We start from the raw sequence: 20993 nt of genomic DNA, 5'->3' as shown, positions 1-20993 counted from the left end.
CCTGAGTAACAGTAGCTTCCCACGTTTTTCCGTTAGCTCTATTTTGGGCTAACTGTTGAGGTGTACATTTTAACCCAAGAGGATCGATCCATGAGAGGGGATTCGGTGCATACCGATATAAGTTAATGCCCCCCGCCAGCCCTATCGGGTCTTCGGGACTACCCCGACACGGTCATACTTTTTGAAGCGATTTTTCCGTTTACTATCAGCACGTTAAAGTACCCACCTTACCCGTTTCGCCCACGCCCGCGAACTCAAAACGCTGATACGCACTTTCAGGATTTTTTTGCCCTGCGCCGGAAGGCAGTATAGCCGCGATTTTCGGCCATGATGGGCTGAACCGCCGGATTTTGTGACCGGTTTCCCTTTCGGCAACGGGCGAACGTCGCCCAACTTGTTTGGGCGGCGGGCGGCCGTTCTGCGGGTGCGGGCGGCACAGAGCCTGCCAGCGGCGCCCCTGCGACGCTCTGGGGCACGGAACGTTCAGGTACAACACTGTGTTTGCATGACAGCGGGTTTTGTTCAAGGGAAGCCCCCTGCGGGGGCTGCACGGGGCGGAGATGGCGAGCACGGCAACGAGCAACGGAGCGCAGCGCAGTGCGAGCCGCGCGCCGCCAGTGCAGCGGGGTTGGGGCGGGGGAGGTAAAACCGGAGGCCGCAGGCCGACCTGCCTTCAGGGTTGTTGGCTGGACGCAGCAAAGCAGCTAAAGAAGAACACGGATTGCTGAGGACTGGCTCAGAAGGTCAGAGCAGAAGGCGCCGCCTTGTGCGCCACACCCTGCGATGCCGAACAGCGGGGGCGCAGACATAATGTTAATTAGGCGATGCGAGCCGCTTTGCGGTGTGCCTGACTGGCACGCACATGAACGGCGAGTTTCGCCTAATTCCCTCGCATTATGTTGAATAGGCTTTGGGCGGCTACGCCAGCGTGAACGGGGACACCGTGGCCGCCGCCGCTCATTGCCTATTTACCCCCGCCGACGCCGAGGCCGACGGGCAGTCCGGCCACGGTCTGCCCCTGCACCGCACCCTGCCCAACTCAACGGGGATTATCGGGCTGTCCGCCACGTTGGGCGTGGTTGTCCAGTGCTGTGCTGTCAGCCATGCTGTGCCCTGAACGGCTCTCCGGGGGTTCGGTATGGCTGTCTGTTTTCGGTAAGGCCGGATTGTCACGTTCGGCCGGATGGGTCTGTTGATGCACTTTCTTGAGCTGGCCGATGGCCACCCGGGTATAGAGTTGCGTGGTATCCAGCTTCTCATGCCCCAGCATCGCCTGGATATGCCGGATATCCGCCCCGTTGTCCAGCATCTGCGTGGCCATTGAGTGCCGGAACAGGTGACAGGCGCCCGGCTTGTCAAGTCTGGCCTGCTGCCGGATGGCTTTCGCGGCGATGTGCGTCAGGTGGCCCGGACTGAGCGGCCGGCCTTTTTGTGAGATAAACAGATACCCGCTGTCATGCTGCCCGGCCAGTTCGGGACGCACCTGCGCCAGATAGCGTTCCAGCCAGTGCAGCGCCCGTTCCCCGACAGGCACCACCCGGTCTTTGTTGCCCTTGCCCTGCCGGACAATCACGGCGCCCCGTTCGACGTCAATATCACTTTGTCTGAGCTGGCGCAGCTCCATGCGCCGGATGCCGCTGCTCCAGAGCACTTCCAGCATCACCCGGTTGCGCAGCCCCAAGATACTCTGGTCATCCAGGCTGTCCAGCACCCGTGCTGTTTCACCTTCACTCAGTATCTGGGCGGGTAACCGCTTCTCTTCTTTCGGCAACACCAACTGCTCGGCGGGGTTATAGAGGATGTGGTGCCGTTGCAGCAGCCAGCGGAACCACAACCGCAGCGTGCTCAGGCGTTCACGCTGCCCGTTATGACCGTAAGGCTGGCCGTCGGCCTTGCGGTAAGCCCGCAGGTAGCGCTGCCAGCTTTCCAGCAACCCCAGCGTCACCTGCGCAGGATAACGGACGGTGCGCTGTTCGCACCAGTCCACGAACGGGAGCAGCCGTTCCCGGTAGCTTTCCAGCGTGCGCGGGGCTTTTCCCTGTGCGGCCTGCGTATCCAGATACGCCTCCAGTTGCTGGCGTAAGGTGGCGAGCAGAGGGGGATGTGAGCTTGTCATCGGAGTTTCCTTCTTTTTTATTGTGTGAGTGAGAGAGGGGACAGTACGGCCGGGGGGGAGTTAGGGAAGTGGCCGGAACAGTGATTTTTGCCTGAGGCCGACCGCGTTGACCGGAAGCCTTGCTATACCTGACGTTGCCGGGATTCAGCTGACCCGACTGCCTGCCGACGGGATGCCGACCTGTGGGCGACTGCTCATCCCTTTACCCCGACCGGAGAAGATCATACTGTCCCGGTCAGGGGGCTATCAGGCCGCACAGGTGCGCCGCCTCGCTGCCGTCACCGTCAAACAGCAGTTCATAGGCGAACGTCAGGCCGCGGCGGTGCAGTAACAGGTATTCCATTTCGACCAGCCGGGACAGGTGCACCTTGAGCTGGGTATCGCCCCACTGCACCGTATCCCGTAACTGCTTGCGGGTAAACATCATTTCGTGGCGGGGCTGGCCGCTGTCCCGTATCCAGTCCTGTATCAGCAACAGTAACTTGCGCGTCTGCGGCGGCATCTCGTCGAGCGTCCGGCCTAAGATGTCATGTGCGAGCTGGTTCGCCAGCCGGATATCGTCCTTGCTGACTTCGATGTATTCCAGCACCCTGCCGCGATGTTCAGCCACCTTGACTTCCCGCTGGTACTGGTGAAGCAGTGCGATGCTCTGGATTAAGGTCAGGTATTTCATATGGTCACGCCGGGTGCGGGTTTTGTCTGACATAAAGGTCAACTGGCTGGCGTAAGGATTGACCACATTCAGCGGTTTCAGCAGCCGCTGGGCGTTCTGGTGCAGTTCAGTGAGGTAGTCCCGTTCGTTCTCAGCCAGCAGGCCTTCGAGCGTCTGCTTATGGCGCTGCACCGCATGGATAGCTTCGGTCTGTTCGCGGGATTCATTGACGGTCAGCACCAGACAGCGGTTCAGCAGCTCTTCATCGACATCAATGGCGGTCGTGGTCAGCATCAGCATCACCGGGCCTTTCACCGTGTAGCTTTTGGTCACCAGATTGCCCGTGGTTTCGTCCTTGCCCGTGCTCGCCATGGTCAGCTCACCGTCACTCTGCAACAGCTTGAGCGCATAGGCCGCCTGCCGCACCCCTTCTTCTTCGGCAATGGCGAGGATTTTATGCTGGAGATTGGTTTCACCGAGGTAGAACAGGCTCTGGCCGGTCATGGCGCTGTACTGGATACGCTCTTCTTCGGGGATCAGGTTGAGCACGGCGTCCATTAATGATGATTTTCCCGCCGCACTGCTGCTCTGGATCAGGACGGCTAAGGGTTTGGGCAGTTTGCGGCTCACCGCCGCCAGATAGCCCGCTAACAGGTTGGTTGATTCACCGACCACGCCACAGGCGGCTAAGTCAGCCGTGATACGTTCAATAAGATTTTCAGCTTGCAGCAAGGCCAGTGCCGCTTCCCGTTCCGCTGTCCCCATCGCCGGGGCTTTCTGTGCCGTGCCCGCGGCCGCCTGCTGCTGCCACTGTTCCACCGCCAGTAACACCTGCCCCAGTGAGCGGCGCAGTTCCGCTTCTCCCAGCCCCAGTTCGGTCGCGGCCAGCCGGGCATAGCTGTTGCGGCTGCGGGCGCTCATCAGGTCAACCCCGTCGGCGAACAGCACCCCGCTTTGGGTGTCCAGTACCTGCGCATTGAGTTTCATCGCTGCCGCCCCTGCCCTGGCTGCACTTAAGCCCCGCAGGCACCAGCGTAATATGCCGATGGAGACCAGCAGTTCACCGTGATCACCGGATTCACAGACCACGCCCGGCGTTACGTTGGGCAGGGAGGCAGCCGCTAAAGAAGCCGCTGGTTCTGGCGCGGTGACGAGTTCCGCTGTCTGCCGCTCAACGATCTCCATGCCTGCCACGGCCTGCATCGGCACCGCGCCCTCAATCAACAGCGAGAAGGCGGTTTCCGGCTCGGCCAGCTGGCACAGATAACTGTTCGCATCCCTGTCCGGCGGGAACACCACGCGCAACGGGGCGATCCCTTTGGCGGCCAGCGCAGCCGCCAGTTTCACTGCAGCGTCATTGCCGGCATGGTCATTGTCGAACGCGATCAGGATTTGCTTAATGCCGTGCTGTTCGAACGCCTGCCAGTGATCATCCGTCACCCCGTTCACGCCATAGGCGGCGGTGACATTACGATGACCGGACACCCAGAACGACATCGCATCCATCAGTGATTCACACAGGATCAGGGTCTTGGACGCACTCAGCGCTGCGGCATTCCAGACCCCGGCCTGTTTGCCCGGCAGATAGAGATGCGCGACCGTGCCGCCACGCAGCCGATCACCGATTTTACGCCCGTACATCTCCTGCACCTGCCCCTCAGGGCCGATCACCGGCACAACCAGCGAGCCGACAAAATGCTCATGCCCCGACTCACGCATGATGCCTGATGTCCGTAAGCGGCGGCGGATCTCCTCGCCCGCTTTCACTTTTTTCGGGGGCAGGCGGTAAGCCAGCGTGCGGTTGGCAAAACCCAGCTTGAACTGCGCCACTAATTCAGGATGGTTGAGCCGCCGCTTCGCCAGATAATCCTGCGCTTCCGGCGCATTCAGCAGGGTATGGTGATAAAACTCAACCACCCGTGCCAGCAGCGCCTGTTGCCCGACCGCCTCCCCGGCCAGTTCCGCAGGCTGCACCAGCGGCTCGACCGAGGGATTAACACCCAGCACGGCACGCAACCGTTCCACGGCATGACGCAGGCTCAAGTTTTCGGTTTTCATCACCCAGTCCAGCACCGACCCGCCCGCGTCGCAGCCAAAGCAGTGATAGAGATTTTTCGATGGGGTAATCACCATGGAGGGCGTTTTCTCTTCATGGAACGGGCACAGCACGGTCATGTCCCTGCCGCGTTTAAAAAGCTGCCGCCCCTGCTGCTTAAGGATAGCCACCAAGGAGACGGCGGTTTTCAGGTGCTGTAATTCTGCGTCGGGAATGCGAGCCATATCATAATCCTTTAAAATCACGTCAAGGTCACTATTGACCTATATAATACAGGTCAATATAATACTTTCAAGACTTAGATTAAAAAAGGACACCTATCATGATGAACAAACACATTAACTGGCTTTGTTCATTTATGACTGATTTTGGTAAACGGCTTGCTGGATTACGCAAGGAAAGACAGCTTACACAACTGGAACTGGCTAATTTGCTGGATATTCAGCCCCGGATGGTTGGGCGCTGGGAGCAAGGGCAGGTTAAGCCACAGTTTGACTACATTATTAAATTGGCACAGTTACTTGAAGTCAGTATTGACCATTTGCTATTAGGCGAGGAAGGCACAACCGCACCTGTTTTTGATATTAAAAACAAGCGGCTAAAAGAGTTGTGCCGGCAGGTTGACGCGTTAGCCGCAGAAGATCAGGACGTCATTTGTCATTTTCTGGATATGGCTATCACGCAAGAGAAGATTAAACAGGCAATTAATATCACACGCTAAGAGTTAACGCGTTCTGATTGTGTTGGAGCACAACCAGAACGCTCACCACAACCAACTACGTAGGAGTTGAATGATGGCTAAGGCGCATTCTAAGCAAAACCGTGCGGTAAATAAAGCAGCGAAAACAGAACGTTATTACACCGTGGGATACGTCCCGCAAAACGACAAGGCCAAAGCACCGCCCGCGATACACCTTAAGGGGCAGTGGCTTAAAGCAGCGGGCTTTGAGATTGGCAGCGCGGTCACAGTGAAGATTATGGAGGGCTGTTTAGTGCTGATCCCCGACAGCGACGAGGCGAACAGCCTCAAACAGCAATACCAGCGCCAGCGGGCGCAAATCAGTGACATTAAGCTGAGAATGCGTGAACTGATTGGAGATTACAAAAGCGGCTAAAAGCAGGGAGTGAGCCGCTCTTAACAAAACAAAGCCGGAAGATCACGGGGATCTTTCCGGCTGTGTTGGATATTAATCTCTACTCATCATATTCGATAGTTGCTTCTAAGGCAGCTCTCAGCCAGTCCCAAAATGATTCGAATTTACTTACATTTTCATATCCTTCACTTGAAAAATCATGAATGATAACAACCTGATCGGGATTATCCTTATCCCAACAAGCAACATCATCATTATCTTCTCGCCGAGCGAAAGGAATAATATCTCTGTTTGGATATCTCTTTTTCAAACCATCATAGCGAACTCTGAGCCGTTCTCCCTCCAAAATGATCCAAGGATCAAAATCAAGTAAATTTTGTTCAATTATCCTTTTAAATTCACGTGGATAAGAAAACCATTCTGGAAGTTCTGATTTTGTTAATAGTTGTTCCATATTAATCAAGAGATCCTATAACATTTGAACCATCAGGATATCTATTTCTATATCCTGCACTTTGTTTTCCTATGCGAAGATTAATAGCTTCTTCCCATGTTGATGGTGTGCCTTTCTTCGTTGTAAAACGTTCGACAAATTCTGTTGGCAGTGGTGATGAACCATCATGAATTCGGGCTTTAACATTAACACCAGCCCTTGATGCAGCTAAAACCCTAGTGTTATCTATTGTTGTCAGTCCGCCATCTTTCATGCTAACTACATCAATTGGATCACCCGCCCAACCTTTAGCTTTCATGCTTTGGGTTATTTCAGCAGCACCATTAACAGAATTCTGGCTAAACCTGATAGTCCTCGGATCTAGCTCAACAACCTCTGGTAGGGTACGCGGTTTGGATGCTCCAGCATCCCCTTTATTCCCAACCCCACCCGCCAGACCGTAAGGATCTATCCACTTCGCCGGATTATGCACATACCCGTACGGATTCACCCCGCCCATCAGCCCTATCGGGTCTGCCGAGATGTACTGTGCCGTGTCCGGATTATAGTAACGAAAACGGTTATAATACAACCCACTCTCTTCATCCGCATATTGGCCGCAGAACCGGAGGTTACAGTTAACATGATAATCCGGATCGTTCGACGCAATCACCTGCGATTTCTCTGCTTTTCCCCACGTCTTCAGCCGCTGCGCCCAGATCAGCACGCCCTGCTCATTCAACATTTCTCGCACGGTGCCCTGATGGTCGCTGACAATATAATGCAGCTTACCTTTTTCAACGCGCGCGGACGGCGTGAGCGCCCCCGGCTCATACAGCCAGCGCACGCGGCTGTCCAGCGCCAGCGAGCCATCGGCGTAAACCGGCGTTTCCTCAACCAGCTGGTCACCGCTCCACAGGTAGTCGTGTCCGTAAATGGCCGTGGCGCGTGGCGTCAGGTCCGGCTTGCCGTCCAGCCACCTTTTCAGGTTCGCCGCTGTGAGTTTTCCATCGTGAATTTTGAATTTGCGTATTCTTCGACCAAAAGCATCGTAGCGATAATGCCAGCGCGAACCGTCCGGTGTTTCACACTGCGTCAATTGATTCAACACATCCCAGCGGTAGCGCCAAACCTGCGGCCGGAAGCCGTCACGTTGCTCAGTTTTTTCAATCAGCCGCCCATTGGTGTCATAACGATAGCGGGTATTGCCGTGCTGAACCACCCGCCCTGCCTGCTGGCGCTGGTCGATTTGCGTCAGTGCGCCATGTGCGTCTACCGGAATATGTTGGCTTAAGTTGCCATTAGCATCATAACTGAACTGCTCTTCAAACGGGCGGGCACCTTGATACAATGTCTGGGCTATCTGCCCGTTAGTATTGTAACGGTAACGGGTCTGTCCCCAGCGGCCATCATCAATCACCCGGATATTGTAGGCCCGGTCATATTGCCAGCTACGGTTGACCGCGGTTGCCTGCGGTGGGAAGTAGGGATCGTTTTGTTGCAGGGTTTCCCGGAACAGGGTTGTCGCCCGGCCTGCCGACTGATGCGCCAGCAAACCTGTCGCGGTGTAGCGGCTGGCGAGAATAAAACCGTGGTCACTTTCCCGCACGCTTTCTTGTCCCAGCGGATTATGCTGTAAAGACAACGGACTATGTTGGTTAAACTGGAAATGGTTTAACCGACCCATTTGGTTATAACCAAAATGCAACGTGTTCCCACCCAGCGTTTCTGCAGTCGGCAGGTCATTGAGATTATCCCATTCACGACTAATTTCACGTCCGTTCAGGCGTTCACTAATCAGATGTCCCGCTTCATTATACTCAAATTCCACCACTGCATCCGCTGAGGTGGCACGGGTCATCCTGCCCTGGATATCGTAGGCATAGTCAGTCACAGCCTGCAACTCAGAATACCATTTTCCTGCCTGCCAGTATTCCTGCCGCTGGATCTGGTCTTTAGCGGTATAACTAAAACGAATTAATTGACCGTTGGGATAGCGTGTCAGCGTCCGGCGGCCTGCACTGTCATAGGTATATTCAATTGTCCGTCCGGTAAAATCGGTTTCACGGATAATTTGCCCGGCTAAATCCCGCTCATAGCGATAGGTTTCACCTGTTGCCATTGTCACGCTGTTTAGGCGAATTAAGCGGTCATAACCAAAATGCAGAACTGTACCATCCGGGCGGGTGAGCCGGGTCAGCAGGTCAAATGCCCCATAGGTATAACGTGTGGTATTTCCCTCACCGTCCGTGACCGCCGTGATCCGGCGTTCATTGTCATAGTCAATGAGCTGTTTCACCCCATCCGGCAATTCAATCTCTGTGACACTGCCTTCCGGGCTGGCATGAAACGCGCAGTGTTGATAACGGGTTTGCTGGCCCAGCGCATCCGTCATACAACGCAGTCGTCCCAGTCCGTCCTGTTCGTAATGTGTGGTGTAACCGTTCGGTGCCAGTACCTGATGCAATCGGTGTTGTTCATATCCATAACGCCACTGGGCACCATCCGGTAATACTCGTCTGAGGACTTCGCCATGTTGGTTGTAACGGTATTCCTCACGCCGTCCTTGCGGATCAGTCACGGCGTCCAGGGCACCTTGTTCGCTGTAGTGAAAAATCCATTTTTTACCGTCCGGCAGTTTGGCCTGCAACAGCTGACCATATTCATCATAGTCATAGACAAATACATCACCGTAAGGCAGCGTGAGTTGGGTTAATTCACCATAGGGGGTGTATTCGAAGGTGGTTTTTCTGCCCAGCGGATCGGTTTCTGAGAGTTTATGGCTCAGGTCCCACTCAAGTACCGTTTCCCGTCCCAGCGGGTCAATTTTGCGGGTGATCTGCCCATCTTCGTTGTACCAATAACGGGTACAACCGCCTTCTGCATCCAGATAGGTGGTCACTTTGTTGACATCATCATACAAAAAACGATCTTGCCAGTAGCCTTGTGGGGTATTGACTGAGGTTACCCGTCCCTGTTTGTCATATTCCATCGACACGTCGGTTGTGTCTGTGTCATGCCAGCGGGTCATATAGCCATGGGGATCATATTCGTGCCACAGATGACTGAACTGAAATGAATGACATTCTGACAGGTAGCGTTGTGTATTATAATGGCAAGTCACCAGTGTCTGGCGAAGCGCTTCTGTCAGATATTCAATGGTTGTCAGCCGGTTCTGGTCGTAATTCAACAACAAACGGTAACCGTCGGAATGGGTGATTTGCGACAGCCGGTGCTTTCTCTCACCAAACGGATCTTCGTAATGGAAATCAATGCGGTTGTGATGACGATCACTGATGGCTGATAACAGTCGATGCTTACCCGCGTGCTGTTCAAAACTCAGGGTTAACTGAGTCTGACGGTCAAACAGGTGCAACCCTTCAGTCAGTGTCCCAAACAGCAGATAATGCCCGGCATGCAGGTTTACGGAAAAGACCTTTTCCTCCGGCGTGTGGAAAGTGTAAACGACGCCATCGGCATCGGTGAAGTGGGTCACTTCACCATCCCGCCTTAAGTGCTGTGACCAGTCATCCGCCCACTTCAGGCCGAACAATCCCGAAAAATTCGCTGTTGAACGGTAGGTTCGGGTCAGTGACAAGGGCAGGGTGCCGGGCAGAGAGAGCATCGGCCACTGTTGCAGGAAGTCTCCTGTGGCCATATCAACCGGGTCACCACAGCAATCATCTTGTTTCGGTTTTTTGCTGTCTTTTTGCGTTGATTCCTTCGGTTTATTAGATGTGGCCGTTCCTTTCTTATTACGAGAAAACGGAAATAAGCCAGCACCAACCACCAACCACTGCAACCACTTATTGTTTTCCTGCAGAATGGGCAGCGCTTCCCCCGTTTCCTTGGTAATGGAAATAGACCCGGCAGCACTGTTAATATTGGCGTCACAGGTGGTGCGGTGTCCCAGCCGGGCAATCGGCTTACCGTTGGCAAACACCGTCTTCGCGCCCTCGGCAATCATCCCCGGTGGGTGGTCACTGCACGCCACCGGATCACCCTTCCGCGCCACAGCTTTCCCCTCAAAGAACACATTGGGTGATCCTTCCAGAACCGTTCCGGTATTGCTGCCATAGCTGCCAAGCGCGGCACCGACGCTGGCACACACTCCCCCGGCAAACCCCCCGGCCAGCCCTCCGGCTACGGCTCCTGCGATAACAGCCAGTGCTACACCGCCCGTTCCGACCACCAGTGCACCCACCACAACCGCCGCGACGGCCCCCATTAAAATTCCACCCAACGCGCCCCATAGCCCCGCATTCTTATTCTGGTGAGCAATGGCATCGCCTTTCCGGGCCGGATTTTCTCCTTCAGTGGACACCTTCTGTTGCCCGAATATGCCGGCAAGCATTGGAGCCACTGTAGGGGCAATCGCCTCTCCCACCCAGGTGCCAATTTCCGCTCCGGCTTTCGCCGACGCGACGCCCGCTACAAACGCCGCCCCACCGACGGGGCCACCCGCAGCAACAGCATAGGTGCCTGCGGCAGCCAGACTTGCTTGTTCAAATTCCTCACTTTGCAAAAAGGTCAGTGCCTTATCCGAAAAGGAGGGGTCGGTTTGTGGCGGTGCGGGAGCGGGTTGCCCGCCCCGTGCTGATGACGGTACGTAAACCTGCGGTGGAATATAGGGGCGCCCCGCCGCTGCTGCCCCGGTCATGACACTTTGTGTTACGCTCATATCACACCTCCCTGTTATGGGTTAGCCTTCTGCTCACCACGCAGCCGGAAGGTTGCCATCATCACTTGCATCTGTTCCCGCTGTGCCGACGTCATTTCGCCCTGACAAGTGCCCGTGAAAATCAAGACTTCCTTGGGGGCATTCAGCATCATCATTAACTGGTGAACAGCGCCATTCGGTGCGCGCCAGCGAAACTCAAAAGTTTCGGTTTCAAACCCGTTTAGTTCCCCCGCCTCATGGGCTATCGCTTCATAATCTTTCAGCTGATTGCCAATCGCAGCCATTTCCCGCGCGGCAAACTGGTTGAAGGCTAACCCCCATGGCAGACTGTCACGGGAGATAGTGAAACTGGTGCCACTTTTTTCATCCGGGCTGTTCAATACCAGAATACTCGCATCCTGCCAGCTGGTCGGCAGCATGATGGTACCCTGATTGAAGTGGAAAGGGGATAAGTCAGGTTTATTCATCATAACTCCTTGTCTTTTTCCTGTGATTTCAATGAGAAAAATGCTTTATTTATTCAAATTAATCGCGCCACCGAGCACGGTTATACCGCTGTCATTCAGCTCAATACTGGAACCGCCAAATGAAATTTTGATGTTTGCCTTCGTCATTTGGATGGTGCCGCCGCCTACTTTCAGCGTGATATCATCTTCCGCTTCATACAACTGTGTCCCCGCGCCGGCTTTACCCGCCGCTGTTTTTACCTGCACCACATTGGCTTCAGTACTGCGTTTTTGGCAGATGTTCTCTGTCAGGTTGCCCTGTTCCACGGTCTTGTGTTCATCACCTGTCTGAATGATTAAGTTTCGGTTACCGGCTTCCACCACCAGGATCTGGTCATTTTTTACCGTGGTATGCATGTCCTTTTGTGCATGCAGGGCAAGTCGTTCACTCCCTTTGGCATCCTCAAACAACAGTTCGTTATACCCTTCGCCCTTGTGGGTCTTGGAGCGGAACGCCATCTGGGTTTTGCTGCCCGGCAGCCCGCCCGGCGGGATATTGCTGGCGTGGTAGGTTCTGCCGGTCACTATCGGCTGGTCCGGTTGGCCGGGCCAGGAAATTCCCCCCCCCCTTCCCTTGGCGAGTGCGCGGGGATGGCCAGCCTCCCCCCACCCCTGCCCTTCCCCCCGGGTTGGTTGACCGGTATTCCAGCAGGAACTTTTATTTTTCAGTTTGGCCGTCCCGTTCCCCCGGGAAACTGGAAGGGGACGCGGCCGTACTGGTCACAAAAGATTTCTTCCCCTGCCGGTCCGACGACGGTGGCAATTTGCGGGCCGTCAATGCGCGGTTTTGGCAGCGGCGTTGGCCGCCAGTGCTGGTTGTGGCGGATAAAGCTGAACTCGCTGTGCAGTGTGGTGCCGCTCCCGCCAGTCGTTGTTTCCAGTGCGCCCGGCTGGCTGCCGGTGTGGCTCGTGCTGACCACCTGCCACGGCTGGTTCAGGTCGGGGCGTGGGTGGTTAGTCAGGATGAACAGTTTGCCCGGCTGGATGGCAATGGCGTGACCGTGCCCCTGTCCGGTCAGCGCGTCATTGCGCAGGGCTTCCAACCGGTAGCGGGTGAACGCTTTGCCGTGGGCTTCGTCCTTGAACCGGCCGGGGTAGTCGTAATGCTCGTAATATTGCTCCTGTAGCTGTTCATCCTTCATCTGCTGACTAAATTCCGCCGGCCACGCCGGGTTCTTGAAGGTGTAATCTTTCAGCTCAACCTTGGCCGGGCGCACCTGCGCGCTGCTGGTGAAACTGGTTACCGACGGCTCGCCGGTGGTGCTGATATCATCCGGCTGGTACGGCAGCATGATGCCCGGCGGCACCGAGCCGGCGTCATCGGCGAACACCAGCGTGTTGCGTCCATTGCCGCATTCGAAGAAGTAGAAGATGCCTTCTTCCGCTGTCAGCCGTTGCAGGAAGTCAAAGTCACTTTCCTGATACTGCACACAGAATTCCCGTGCCGGGTGTGGCTGGCGCAGGCTGAATACTATGTCACGAATGCCATGCTCTTTGAGCAAGGTGGTGAGGATGGTCACGATATCCTGCTGCTGGAAAATACGCGAGTTCTGCCGCAGGGAGGTGCGCCATAAATCCGGGCAGATGGTCATCTGGTAGGTGGTCTGGTGCAGCCCGGTGTTGCCCTGTTCAAAGCGGGCGACGCAGCCACTGATACTGCGCTGCTCTTTGCCGTCCTGCGTAATGGTGAGCGTGGCATTGCGGTCAAGAACAGCGGGGAAGTCAATCGCCGGGTCGGCACTCGCCAGTCCCACGCGGAGGTGAAAGGGCCGGGAGAAGCCTTCGCTCAGTGTAAAATCGGTGACGACGAACGTTTGTGGCGGCAGGACACCTGCCGTCAGGGTAAATTGCAGGCCGCTCGGTGCTGCCCCACTGCCTGACAAGCCGGCACCGGCCTGTTGCAGCACTCTGGCCGCGCCGCTGTGACCGGCTGCCGCTTGCTGCGCCAGACTCTGACGGCCACCAAGTGAACCGGCAAAACCACCGGGATTCATCAGGCTACCCTTACCCCCAAGGCCGGGCGCCTGTTTTGCGAATCCCGCTATTTGCTCTCCCTGTTTCAACAGGGATTGCCCCTTCTGCAACTTCGTCATGTGTTTTTTTATTGACATTGTGTGGTTTCCTTATTTTCATTGGTTGCCTTCAATGTTTGTTTTCCCACTGGATTTCTGTACGCAGTCCGGCCTCCGGGCTGGCATTCACCGCGTTCAGGCCAGATGCACAGGCAGGAAAGGGACAGGCAAAGCGTGCCCTGCTTGCCCGTGCCTTTTTCTCATTATGATGGGTTGCTTAACATTCTATCGGTATGTTCTTCGTTAAATTCGTTATAAATTATGTCAGTAGGTAAATTAAGAATGTTATTTTATTGATTTAAATATAAATTAATTTGATGTCTATTTTACCGCTGTTTGAGAAAAATCTGATCGATAAAGAAACCGTAAAGGTCTGCTTTTTTGATTTTCAGAAAATCAATGGATTGCTGACTGTTGTCACGATCTTATCCACGCTGAACTTTCTCACCGTCTGATGGGAAACTGTCCGTTGATTGGTGTGGATCGGGGTACGGATGGGGAATATGGTGGACATGATGAACCAGAACGTGGGGCAGGTCAGATGGTCAGTCAGCAGGTTCGGGCAGATGATGACGCAAGAAATCCTGCCCAACGGTAAATTATTTAATGGGGTGACGGTATTAAGAATACTCTGAATATTGCCTCATTTATCCCCTTTTATCATCCTATTCAGGGTATTTTGGTGCTGGTTTAACCGACAATTTAGATGAATATGCTTAATGTGACCGCGGCTATGGTGTGGTGATATTAACTTATTGCCGTTTTGTTGCATGTCTTTAGTTAAATAGTCTAAATATGCGCCATTGTGATCAACTTCTTGCCAATCTGATTGAAAATTAAACCGCTCCGGCCATAATACCTTATCTCAAATTTTTCTGACTACCATTCAATAATCATTAAGTATCCGACTGGTTCAATTATGGCAACGGTGACTCGCAGCAACATGTTCGCAGGGTTGGCCGGATGGGCTGTATTTGCTGTTCAGCCTGTGCAGGCAGATGACCAACCTTTTATTCATCAGACGCAGCAGCAGCAGGCGTTAGAGCAACGCCTGGAGGCTACCCTGACGTTATTGTCGTTATTTCAATCCGGTCAGGGATCTTCTCATCAGCAGGTTGCAAAAAATGACCATCACGGCTTAAAACTCACCGAACGGCCGGTGCCGGAGAAAGAAACGGTTGCCACTCAAAGTCACTTAAGGACATTATTGTAATGTAAATGATTTTGATAATTATTTATCTGTTTATTTTAAATAAGGCTATTTTAAACAACCCATTGTCATAGTGTTTTTGTGTTATTAGGAAGAAAATCACATGTTACAAACAGCAGAAAAAATCGGTTGGGATGAATTATTGGATGAGTACTTTTTTTCACATATGTTGCGGCCGACAAGCGAGTGGAGCTACAGAAAGGTGAAGCGGGGATTTGTCAATTTTATGGGGGAAACAGTGCAACCGGATGAGGTGACTCACCGGGATGTCCTGAAGTGGCGGCGTTACCTTCTGGGGGAAAAGAAGCAGTCCAGCCATTACCTGGAACAGTAAGGTATCTCACCTACGGGCGGTTTTCAATTTCGGGATGGAAAGAAAATTATTGCCGCATACCCAGAATCCGTTTAATGATGCAGCGGTCAAAAAAGAGAAGAAAAAGAAGAAAATCCTGAGTAAATCCCAGATCACCCGCATTTATCTGCTGATGCAGCAGTATGAGGAAGCAGAGCGGACACAGGCACCCCCACGGGGACGGCGCAGTGCCCTGTATCCGTGGTATTGGTTGACGGTACTGGATACATTGCGTTTTACGGGCATGCGCCTGAATCAGTTGCTGCACCTGCGGCTGCGGGATGTCAATCTGGAAAATAATTCCATTGAATTGCGCGTGGAAGGGAGTAAAAACCACAGTGAGTGGCGCATACCCATGATCCGGCAACTCAAGCCCCGGCTGGCACAGCTGGTCGAACAAGCGAAAGCCTGCGGTGCGGAAGACGATGATCCGCTGTTTGATTTAAGTCGCTTGCGTTTGCGTTATCATGGACAGGTGACCAGTTACAGTTACGATAGGGAAAATCAATACATACGCTCTTTCTTTTATCGTTTATCTAAAAAATGCGGTTTTGCTGTCTCCCCCCACCGTTTTCGTCATACCCTGGCCACGGAGCTGATGAAATCACCGGACCGAAATTTACATCTGGTAAAATGCTTGCTTGGGCACCGTAGTCTGGCGACCACGATGGAGTATATTGATATCGATATGGACATCGCGGGTAAAACGCTGGAGAGTGAGCTGGTGTTTTATATGGACTTTTCTGTATAAAGATAAAGTAACGTAAAAAAACCAGGGCAGATTTCAGTTTGAAAAGGAGGAAGTGTGAACTGTTCTGCATCAAAATTGATGGGATGGAAAAAATGTGAATATCTGATCCCATATCCAGTGAAGCTTTCTTCCTTAACCAACTCTTACTGAAAATTTTTCTTGGGCAGACCGCTGTCGATGGAAAATGAATGTTTTTACAGCTTGAAAAATTAAGGCTATGAATTAACCCATAATTACAGATGCGGACAAAAACGCCTGAATCATAACATGTGCTTACTGACTTTGCTGGCATTTTTTTATCACCAAAGGTTTGAGTTTACTGACGGAACTTATCAGGCCTGTCGGCGATACTATAGTTCCAACCGCCATTTGTAGGAGACCTTTCAAGCCACTGTCCGAATGCTGGTAGTGGAAAGCTGAGAAATATGAATGGACTTATTACTGAATGAACATGACTGTGATGTGAGTGCAGTCAAAAAAATCTGAATCGCCATTTTGGTGTCATTATGCGCTTTGGAATGTAGGTTCTGTTGCGCCCGGATACTGAAACTTGTATCGCCTTTTCAGCGTGAAACTCAACGGTTAGCTTTTAATGACAGAACTTTCTGTTTGTAAATGGATTCGCTGAGAATTGCTGCTTCCCCTTACTTGACATCAGAATCAATTACTGAAATTATTACTTTTGAATAAGAAAAAGGCGCGTGCTGATACAGGTGCCCTGTATTCTTAACTGGCGGTGTTAATACACCATTATCGCACAAAACAGGACTACAAATTCATTAACATTCCCTTAACGACTCTTGTTTTAAGTTTTCCGTTAAGTCTTTGATAAACTTCGATAAGATGATGTTAAAAATTAGTGCCGGAGGCAGAATCTAACCACCGACACGGGGACATTGGATTCTATCTTTGTCTGAACGGTATAGGTCGGCATGGTATTAATCCTTTAAAATATGAAAACTCAGGTTCTTTTTGCCATCAGTGAGATGCCTTGGGTAAAACCCTGCTTATCTGTCACGCCTTCTTTTATCTGACCATCCGGCAGGCAAACCCGATATTTACGCTGAATTAAAAGGTTGCCTTCGTCATCCGTACAACGATAGCGGGCATGGTATTTAGATTGTTTTACCGGAGTTTCTTCAATTAACGGTTTAATATTAGAAAATCCAGGCAAAAGCGGCTTTTCCTCTTCACGCCCCTGCAATTGCGATATCGCGTAACCCGTTGTCCCTGCTGCGCGATGCGTGAATGAGATCGACTTATAATCAAGCTGCACCGTTTCATACGGGATCTGGTCATTGTCATATATCGAATGCGGATAGTGACAGGAAAAATCAATAATGGTTGCGCCTGTCAGTTTAATTTCATAGAAGAGTTCGAGCTGTCCGGCCTGATAGCGGTTGCCGATAGATTCGGGGGTTGAACAGCCCGCCGAGATTAAGCCTTGTTTCTTGCCCTTTAACGACAAGTAAATAAGATAGGACATTCCTGTCTCCTGTCATCTGATTTTCAATGGATGCTCATTACAGCATCAATTAAACAGGATATAACAGTAATGCTTGGATTCGCATATTAAGCGCAACACCGTAATGAACGAAGTAAATGAGTTGGGGTTCCTGTAAATAACTCATTCGGTGTTTTATAATCTCGTGTCTTACGTGGTCGATTATTTAGTCGGTTTGCCACAAGGTTAACCTCCCGCTCTGATACCTTATTAAAATCGGTTCCTTTTGGGAAGTAATCTCTGATTAATCCATTTATGTTCTCATTTATCCCTCTTTCCCAAGGGGAATACGGATGAGCAAAATAAATTTTTGTCTCTAAATTTTTACCGATCCGTTCGTGTTCGGCAAATTCGAGTCCGTTATCAAAGGTAATTGTTTTAACTTTATGTTTTATCATCGATAAATGTCTTGTCGCCGCTTTGGCAACACCTTCTGCTGTTTTATCTTCAAGTTTAATGATGATCGTAAATAACGATTTTCGTTCAACTAAAGTCAATAAGGCACTTTTACGATCTTTGCCAACGATAGTATCCCCTTCCCAATCCCCAATACGCTGCTTTTTATCAACAATTTTTGGGCGATTATCAATACTGACTCTGTTTTTAATTTTTCCTCTGTGCTCATGGCTTCCATAGCGTTTACGATACGGTTTTTTCGCTATCCTAAGATGTTGCCATAAATCACCGCCATTTATTTTATCTTTATAAATCAATCGATAAATTGTTTCATGATGTAAAGAGATTTTCGCTTCCCGCTTGAGATAACCCACAACTTGTTCCGGACTTAAATCTTGCCAAATTAACTGTTTTATCCACTTTGTTATCTCTGGCGTGATTTTTACGGCTTTTACCTTAGAATGACGGCGTTCTAATGCTTTACGCTGAGCTTGTTCAGGTTCATATTTCTCGGCTTCCCGGTTTCGTCTCAATTCCCGGCTAATTGTTGATGGGGCCCGATTAAGCGACGTTGCAATAAAACGTTGTGTAAAACCGGCTTCTTTTAAGCCGAAAATCTGGTATCTTTCTGTTTCGGTCAGTTGCGTATAGGCCATAGTGCATTTTCCTTTGGCGAGAAAGATGCCTACTATAGCAACTGACCGCCTTTCTTAGAAATTGCACTTACTATGCGAATCCAAGATGCTTATTTATTCCAGCGTGGATAAAAGCACACCAGCAAAATTGTGATTAACCTCTCTTCTTAACTTAAATAAAATCAGATAATTACCTAATTTAAATTTCAGATAGTGCCCTAATAAAAAAACAAATTGATGCACTAAATTTATCTTCTTAGATTCATCCGGCTTTTATTTGTCTGTCAGAAAAGGCAAATACAAATATATTCTCAATGCCAGTGGGCTAATTTTTTCTGGCAATTGCTGATCTTTCTCTGATTCCTTACTCCTCGCATTTTGAGGAGTAAGAAAGTGATCGACAATTTTGAATTTTTGTTTAATTCTAAAATAACACACCAATACAACTTATTGATGTTGGATCAAACTGAACGTTCCGATACCAGAAAAAACAACCGGGTATGTAATTAATATATGATTCTGATACACAGAAAATAGATCGCCTAAATAAACATTCCCACTGTAAAGACGCAAAACGATATTCCTTGGATTAATGTAAAGCTGAAAATTGAGTGGCGTATTGATAATGGATCGAGCATGTTTTATGACGCCTCCCAGATGAATATTATTAAAATTCAATATGGGTGTATTATACCCGCCCTGAATATAGCCGTTGAAATTGGTCTTTTTCCCTGTATTGGGTTGGTGCCCAATAATAGCAGGATAAGATGATACCTGAATAAAGGGAAAGCTGCCATATTGATGATAGGTATTAATATTAAAATGCCCACTGACAAACTCTGTTTGTTGCAAGGCAGGGCTGGTTAATGTATCTGGTTTGACATTTTCTTCAAACAGATGGGCTAATTCAGGTTTTTCTTTTACCAGAATTTCATAATGTGAAATTTCTTGTTCATATCGGGTTTTAGAAAGTTCAAATACATCTTGTATTTCTTCATTGGCAGGTGAGAACAAATTTTCTTTATTCATGATTTATCCCTCTTGGTTAAATAAGTGTGGTGACGTCATGAATATATCAGATAATTTATTTATAGGTGATGTAATAGCCCCGGTTTGGCTCATTAATATTTGTCAGTGATTGTTATTTGAATTTGTGTTAATAGACTGTGGTTTTTTATTAGAAATAGAATATTAAATTCATTTATCCCGTCACCTAATTAAATAGGTGACGGGATATTATTTTAATTTACTGCATCAATAATGGCTTTTGTCAGTCTCGATAGCTGTTCTGCCTGAATAATATAAGGTGGCATCAGGTAAATTAATCGGCCAAATGGCCTGATCCACACACCCTGCCGGACAAAATGGCGTTGCAATGTAGCCACATCAACAGGCTGTTTCATTTCAACAACGCCTATGGCACCCAAAACCCGGACTTCTTTGACTGAACGGTGTGATTTGAGGGGCGCTAATTCCGCTTTGAGTTGCGTTTCAATCGATTGAATGCGTTGTTGCCACGGACTCTCAGAGAGTAATTTCAGGCTGGCACCGGCGACGGCACAAGCCAGAGGGTTGCCCATAAACGTTGGGCCATGCATAAAACAACCGGCTGCACCTTGGCTGATCGTTTCCGCCACATGACGGGTCGTCAGTGTGGCGGATAATGTCATATATCCCCCCGTCAATGCCTTGCCCAAGCATAATATATCTGGCTCGATCTGGGCATGTTCACAGGCGAATAGCTTGCCGGTTCGGCCAAATCCGGTCGCAATCTCGTCGGCAATTAATAAGATCTGATATTCATCACAAAGCCGGCGAATTTGGCGTAGATACTCAGGGTGATAAATCCGCATTCCGCCCGCGCCTTGAACAATCGGTTCTAACACCACGGCGGCGATTTCATTATGGTATTGCAGCAATAATCGTTGCAAAGAATTGATATCTTCCGGTTGCCACTCATCACCAAACTGGCACTGCGGAGCATCAGCAAACAGATGATTGGGGAGATAACCTTTGTACAGGCTGTGCATGGAATTGTCTGGATCGCAGACCGACATGGCACCAAAAGTGTCACCATGATACCCATGACGCAGGGTCAGGAAACGATGGCGTTTTTCCCCCTTGGCTTGCCAATATTGCAAGGCCATTTTCAGAGCGACCTCCACAGCGACAGATCCCGAATCTGCCAAAAAAACCGACTCCAGAGAAGCCGGTGTCATCGCCACTAATTGCCGGCACAGTTCAACCGCAGGAGGGTGGGTGATGCCGCCAAACATAACATGGGACATCTTATCGATCTGAGATTTCGCCGCTTCATTGAGGACGGGATGATTATAACCGTGGATAGCCGCCCACCATGAAGACATGCCATCAATCAATTTGCGACCGTCCGATAAAACCAGCTCCACCCCGCTGGCTGATACAACAGGATAAGTGGGAAGAGGATGGGTCATTGAGGTATAGGGATGCCAAATATGGTGCTGATCAAATGCAAGATCGGAAGGGGTCATCATCACTTTGTTGTAAACCTTTTGT

The 20993-nt window shown here is 50.9% G+C and carries 15 protein-coding genes and 4 pseudogenes; 7 read left to right on the top strand and 12 right to left on the bottom strand.

Going from position 1 to position 20993, the window contains the following annotated elements; all coding sequences use genetic code 11:
- Positions 1-63: 63 nt before the first annotated feature.
- The 4 genes and pseudogenes from XDD1_RS20345 to XDD1_RS06925 all read right to left on the bottom strand — a co-directional run.
- Positions 64-151: pseudogene (locus XDD1_RS20345) on the bottom strand (RHS repeat-associated core domain-containing protein); the annotation flags it as partial.
- Between the two features lie 54 nt (positions 152-205).
- Positions 206-526 carry a hypothetical protein gene (locus XDD1_RS06935; RefSeq protein ID WP_045969862.1) on the bottom strand — a complete coding sequence of 107 codons (321 nt, stop codon included), beginning with the start codon at positions 524-526 and terminating at the stop codon, positions 206-208.
- Between the two features lie 513 nt (positions 527-1039).
- Positions 1040-2116, bottom strand: a complete 1077-nt coding sequence (xerC, locus tag XDD1_RS06930; RefSeq protein WP_045969860.1) for a site-specific tyrosine recombinase XerC — start codon at positions 2114-2116, stop codon at positions 1040-1042.
- Between the two features lie 235 nt (positions 2117-2351).
- The gene (locus XDD1_RS06925) at positions 2352-5048 is read right to left on the bottom strand and encodes a CHC2 zinc finger domain-containing protein (protein ID WP_045969858.1); all 2697 of its coding nucleotides are present in this window, start codon (positions 5046-5048) and stop codon (positions 2352-2354) included.
- A 98-nt stretch (positions 5049-5146) separates the two neighbouring features.
- On the opposite strand from XDD1_RS06925, the gene XDD1_RS06920 reads away from it, so the two are divergent.
- Positions 5147-5545 carry a helix-turn-helix domain-containing protein gene (locus tag XDD1_RS06920; protein ID WP_045969856.1) on the top strand — a complete coding sequence of 133 codons (399 nt, stop codon included), beginning with the start codon at positions 5147-5149 and terminating at the stop codon, positions 5543-5545.
- 73 nt (positions 5546-5618) lie between these two features.
- Complete coding sequence (locus XDD1_RS06915) at positions 5619-5939, top strand: SymE family type I addiction module toxin (protein WP_045969853.1); 321 nt, start codon at positions 5619-5621, stop codon at positions 5937-5939.
- Between the two features lie 79 nt (positions 5940-6018).
- On the opposite strand, the gene XDD1_RS06910 is transcribed toward XDD1_RS06915, so the two are convergent.
- The 4 genes and pseudogenes from XDD1_RS06910 to tssI all read right to left on the bottom strand — a co-directional run bounded on the left by XDD1_RS06910 (position 6019) and on the right by tssI (position 13649).
- On the bottom strand, positions 6019-6372 hold the full coding sequence (locus XDD1_RS06910) for a hypothetical protein (RefSeq protein ID WP_013183863.1): 354 nt from the start codon (positions 6370-6372) through the stop codon (positions 6019-6021).
- 1 nt (position 6373) lies between these two features.
- Positions 6374-11032, bottom strand: coding sequence for an RHS repeat-associated core domain-containing protein (locus tag XDD1_RS06905; protein ID WP_084720964.1), 4659 nt, complete (start codon positions 11030-11032; stop codon positions 6374-6376).
- Between the two features lie 14 nt (positions 11033-11046).
- Complete coding sequence (locus XDD1_RS06900; protein WP_045969852.1) at positions 11047-11502, bottom strand: DcrB-related protein; 456 nt, start codon at positions 11500-11502, stop codon at positions 11047-11049.
- A 42-nt stretch (positions 11503-11544) separates the two neighbouring features.
- Positions 11545-13649, bottom strand: a pseudogene (gene tssI, locus XDD1_RS06895) (type VI secretion system tip protein TssI/VgrG).
- 38 nt (positions 13650-13687) lie between these two features.
- Between tssI and XDD1_RS20200 the strand changes: the two are divergent.
- From XDD1_RS20200 to XDD1_RS06885, 5 genes and pseudogenes are all read left to right on the top strand, one after another.
- Positions 13688-13819, top strand: coding sequence for a hypothetical protein (locus tag XDD1_RS20200; protein ID WP_269450540.1), 132 nt, complete (start codon positions 13688-13690; stop codon positions 13817-13819).
- Positions 13820-13927: 108 nt separating this feature from the next.
- Positions 13928-14065, top strand: coding sequence for a hypothetical protein (locus tag XDD1_RS19375; RefSeq protein ID WP_156979648.1), 138 nt, complete (start codon positions 13928-13930; stop codon positions 14063-14065).
- The gene (locus XDD1_RS19620; RefSeq protein WP_167541626.1) at positions 14065-14208 is read left to right on the top strand and encodes a hypothetical protein; all 144 of its coding nucleotides are present in this window, start codon (positions 14065-14067) and stop codon (positions 14206-14208) included. The genes XDD1_RS19375 and XDD1_RS19620 overlap by 1 nt, the downstream gene beginning before the upstream one ends.
- 321 nt (positions 14209-14529) lie before the next feature.
- Positions 14530-14823, top strand: a complete 294-nt coding sequence (locus XDD1_RS06890; protein WP_045969850.1) for a hypothetical protein — start codon at positions 14530-14532, stop codon at positions 14821-14823.
- A gap of 100 nt (positions 14824-14923) precedes the next feature.
- Positions 14924-15923 (top strand): annotated as a pseudogene (locus XDD1_RS06885) (tyrosine-type recombinase/integrase).
- 1210 nt (positions 15924-17133) lie between these two features.
- Here the strand turns inward: XDD1_RS06885 and XDD1_RS06880 are convergent.
- The 4 genes and pseudogenes from XDD1_RS06880 to bioA all read right to left on the bottom strand — a co-directional run.
- Positions 17134-17409 (bottom strand): annotated as a pseudogene (locus tag XDD1_RS06880) (Hcp family type VI secretion system effector); the annotation flags it as partial.
- An 86-nt stretch (positions 17410-17495) separates the two neighbouring features.
- Entirely contained in the window at positions 17496-18479 is a 984-nt protein-coding gene (locus tag XDD1_RS06875; RefSeq protein WP_045968892.1) for an IS30 family transposase, read from the bottom strand.
- Between the two features lie 426 nt (positions 18480-18905).
- Entirely contained in the window at positions 18906-19487 is a 582-nt protein-coding gene (locus tag XDD1_RS06870; RefSeq protein WP_045969848.1) for a hypothetical protein, read from the bottom strand.
- 212 nt (positions 19488-19699) lie between these two features.
- Positions 19700-20968, bottom strand: coding sequence for an adenosylmethionine--8-amino-7-oxononanoate transaminase (gene bioA, locus XDD1_RS06865; protein ID WP_045973372.1), 1269 nt, complete (start codon positions 20966-20968; stop codon positions 19700-19702).
- Positions 20969-20993 lie beyond the last annotated feature (25 nt).

This window comes from Xenorhabdus doucetiae, from assembly GCF_000968195.1.
GTDB lineage: Bacteria > Pseudomonadota > Gammaproteobacteria > Enterobacterales > Enterobacteriaceae > Xenorhabdus > Xenorhabdus doucetiae.
The sequence above is the reverse complement of the archived record's forward strand: the minus strand, read 5'-3'. Positions and strand labels throughout refer to the sequence as shown.

Bases quoted from the DNA above. Each gene is read 5' to 3' on its own strand.
- xerC (WP_045969860.1), bottom strand. From the start codon at position 2,116: ATGACAAGCTCACATCCCCCTCTGCTCGCCACCTTACGCCAGCAACTG.
- XDD1_RS06925 (WP_045969858.1), bottom strand. From the start codon at position 5,048: ATGGCTCGCATTCCCGACGCAGAATTACAGCACCTGAAAACCGCCGTC.
- XDD1_RS06920 (WP_045969856.1), top strand. From the start codon at position 5,147: ATGATGAACAAACACATTAACTGGCTTTGTTCATTTATGACTGATTTT.
- XDD1_RS06915 (WP_045969853.1), top strand. From the start codon at position 5,619: ATGGCTAAGGCGCATTCTAAGCAAAACCGTGCGGTAAATAAAGCAGCG.
- XDD1_RS06910 (WP_013183863.1), bottom strand. From the start codon at position 6,372: ATGGAACAACTATTAACAAAATCAGAACTTCCAGAATGGTTTTCTTAT.
- XDD1_RS06905 (WP_084720964.1), bottom strand. From the start codon at position 11,032: ATGAGCGTAACACAAAGTGTCATGACCGGGGCAGCAGCGGCGGGGCGC.
- XDD1_RS06900 (WP_045969852.1), bottom strand. From the start codon at position 11,502: ATGATGAATAAACCTGACTTATCCCCTTTCCACTTCAATCAGGGTACC.
- XDD1_RS19375 (WP_156979648.1), top strand. From the start codon at position 13,928: ATGTCTATTTTACCGCTGTTTGAGAAAAATCTGATCGATAAAGAAACC.
- XDD1_RS19620 (WP_167541626.1), top strand. From the start codon at position 14,065: ATGGGAAACTGTCCGTTGATTGGTGTGGATCGGGGTACGGATGGGGAA.
- XDD1_RS06890 (WP_045969850.1), top strand. From the start codon at position 14,530: ATGGCAACGGTGACTCGCAGCAACATGTTCGCAGGGTTGGCCGGATGG.
- XDD1_RS06875 (WP_045968892.1), bottom strand. From the start codon at position 18,479: ATGGCCTATACGCAACTGACCGAAACAGAAAGATACCAGATTTTCGGC.
- XDD1_RS06870 (WP_045969848.1), bottom strand. From the start codon at position 19,487: ATGAATAAAGAAAATTTGTTCTCACCTGCCAATGAAGAAATACAAGAT.
- bioA (WP_045973372.1), bottom strand. From the start codon at position 20,968: ATGACCCCTTCCGATCTTGCATTTGATCAGCACCATATTTGGCATCCC.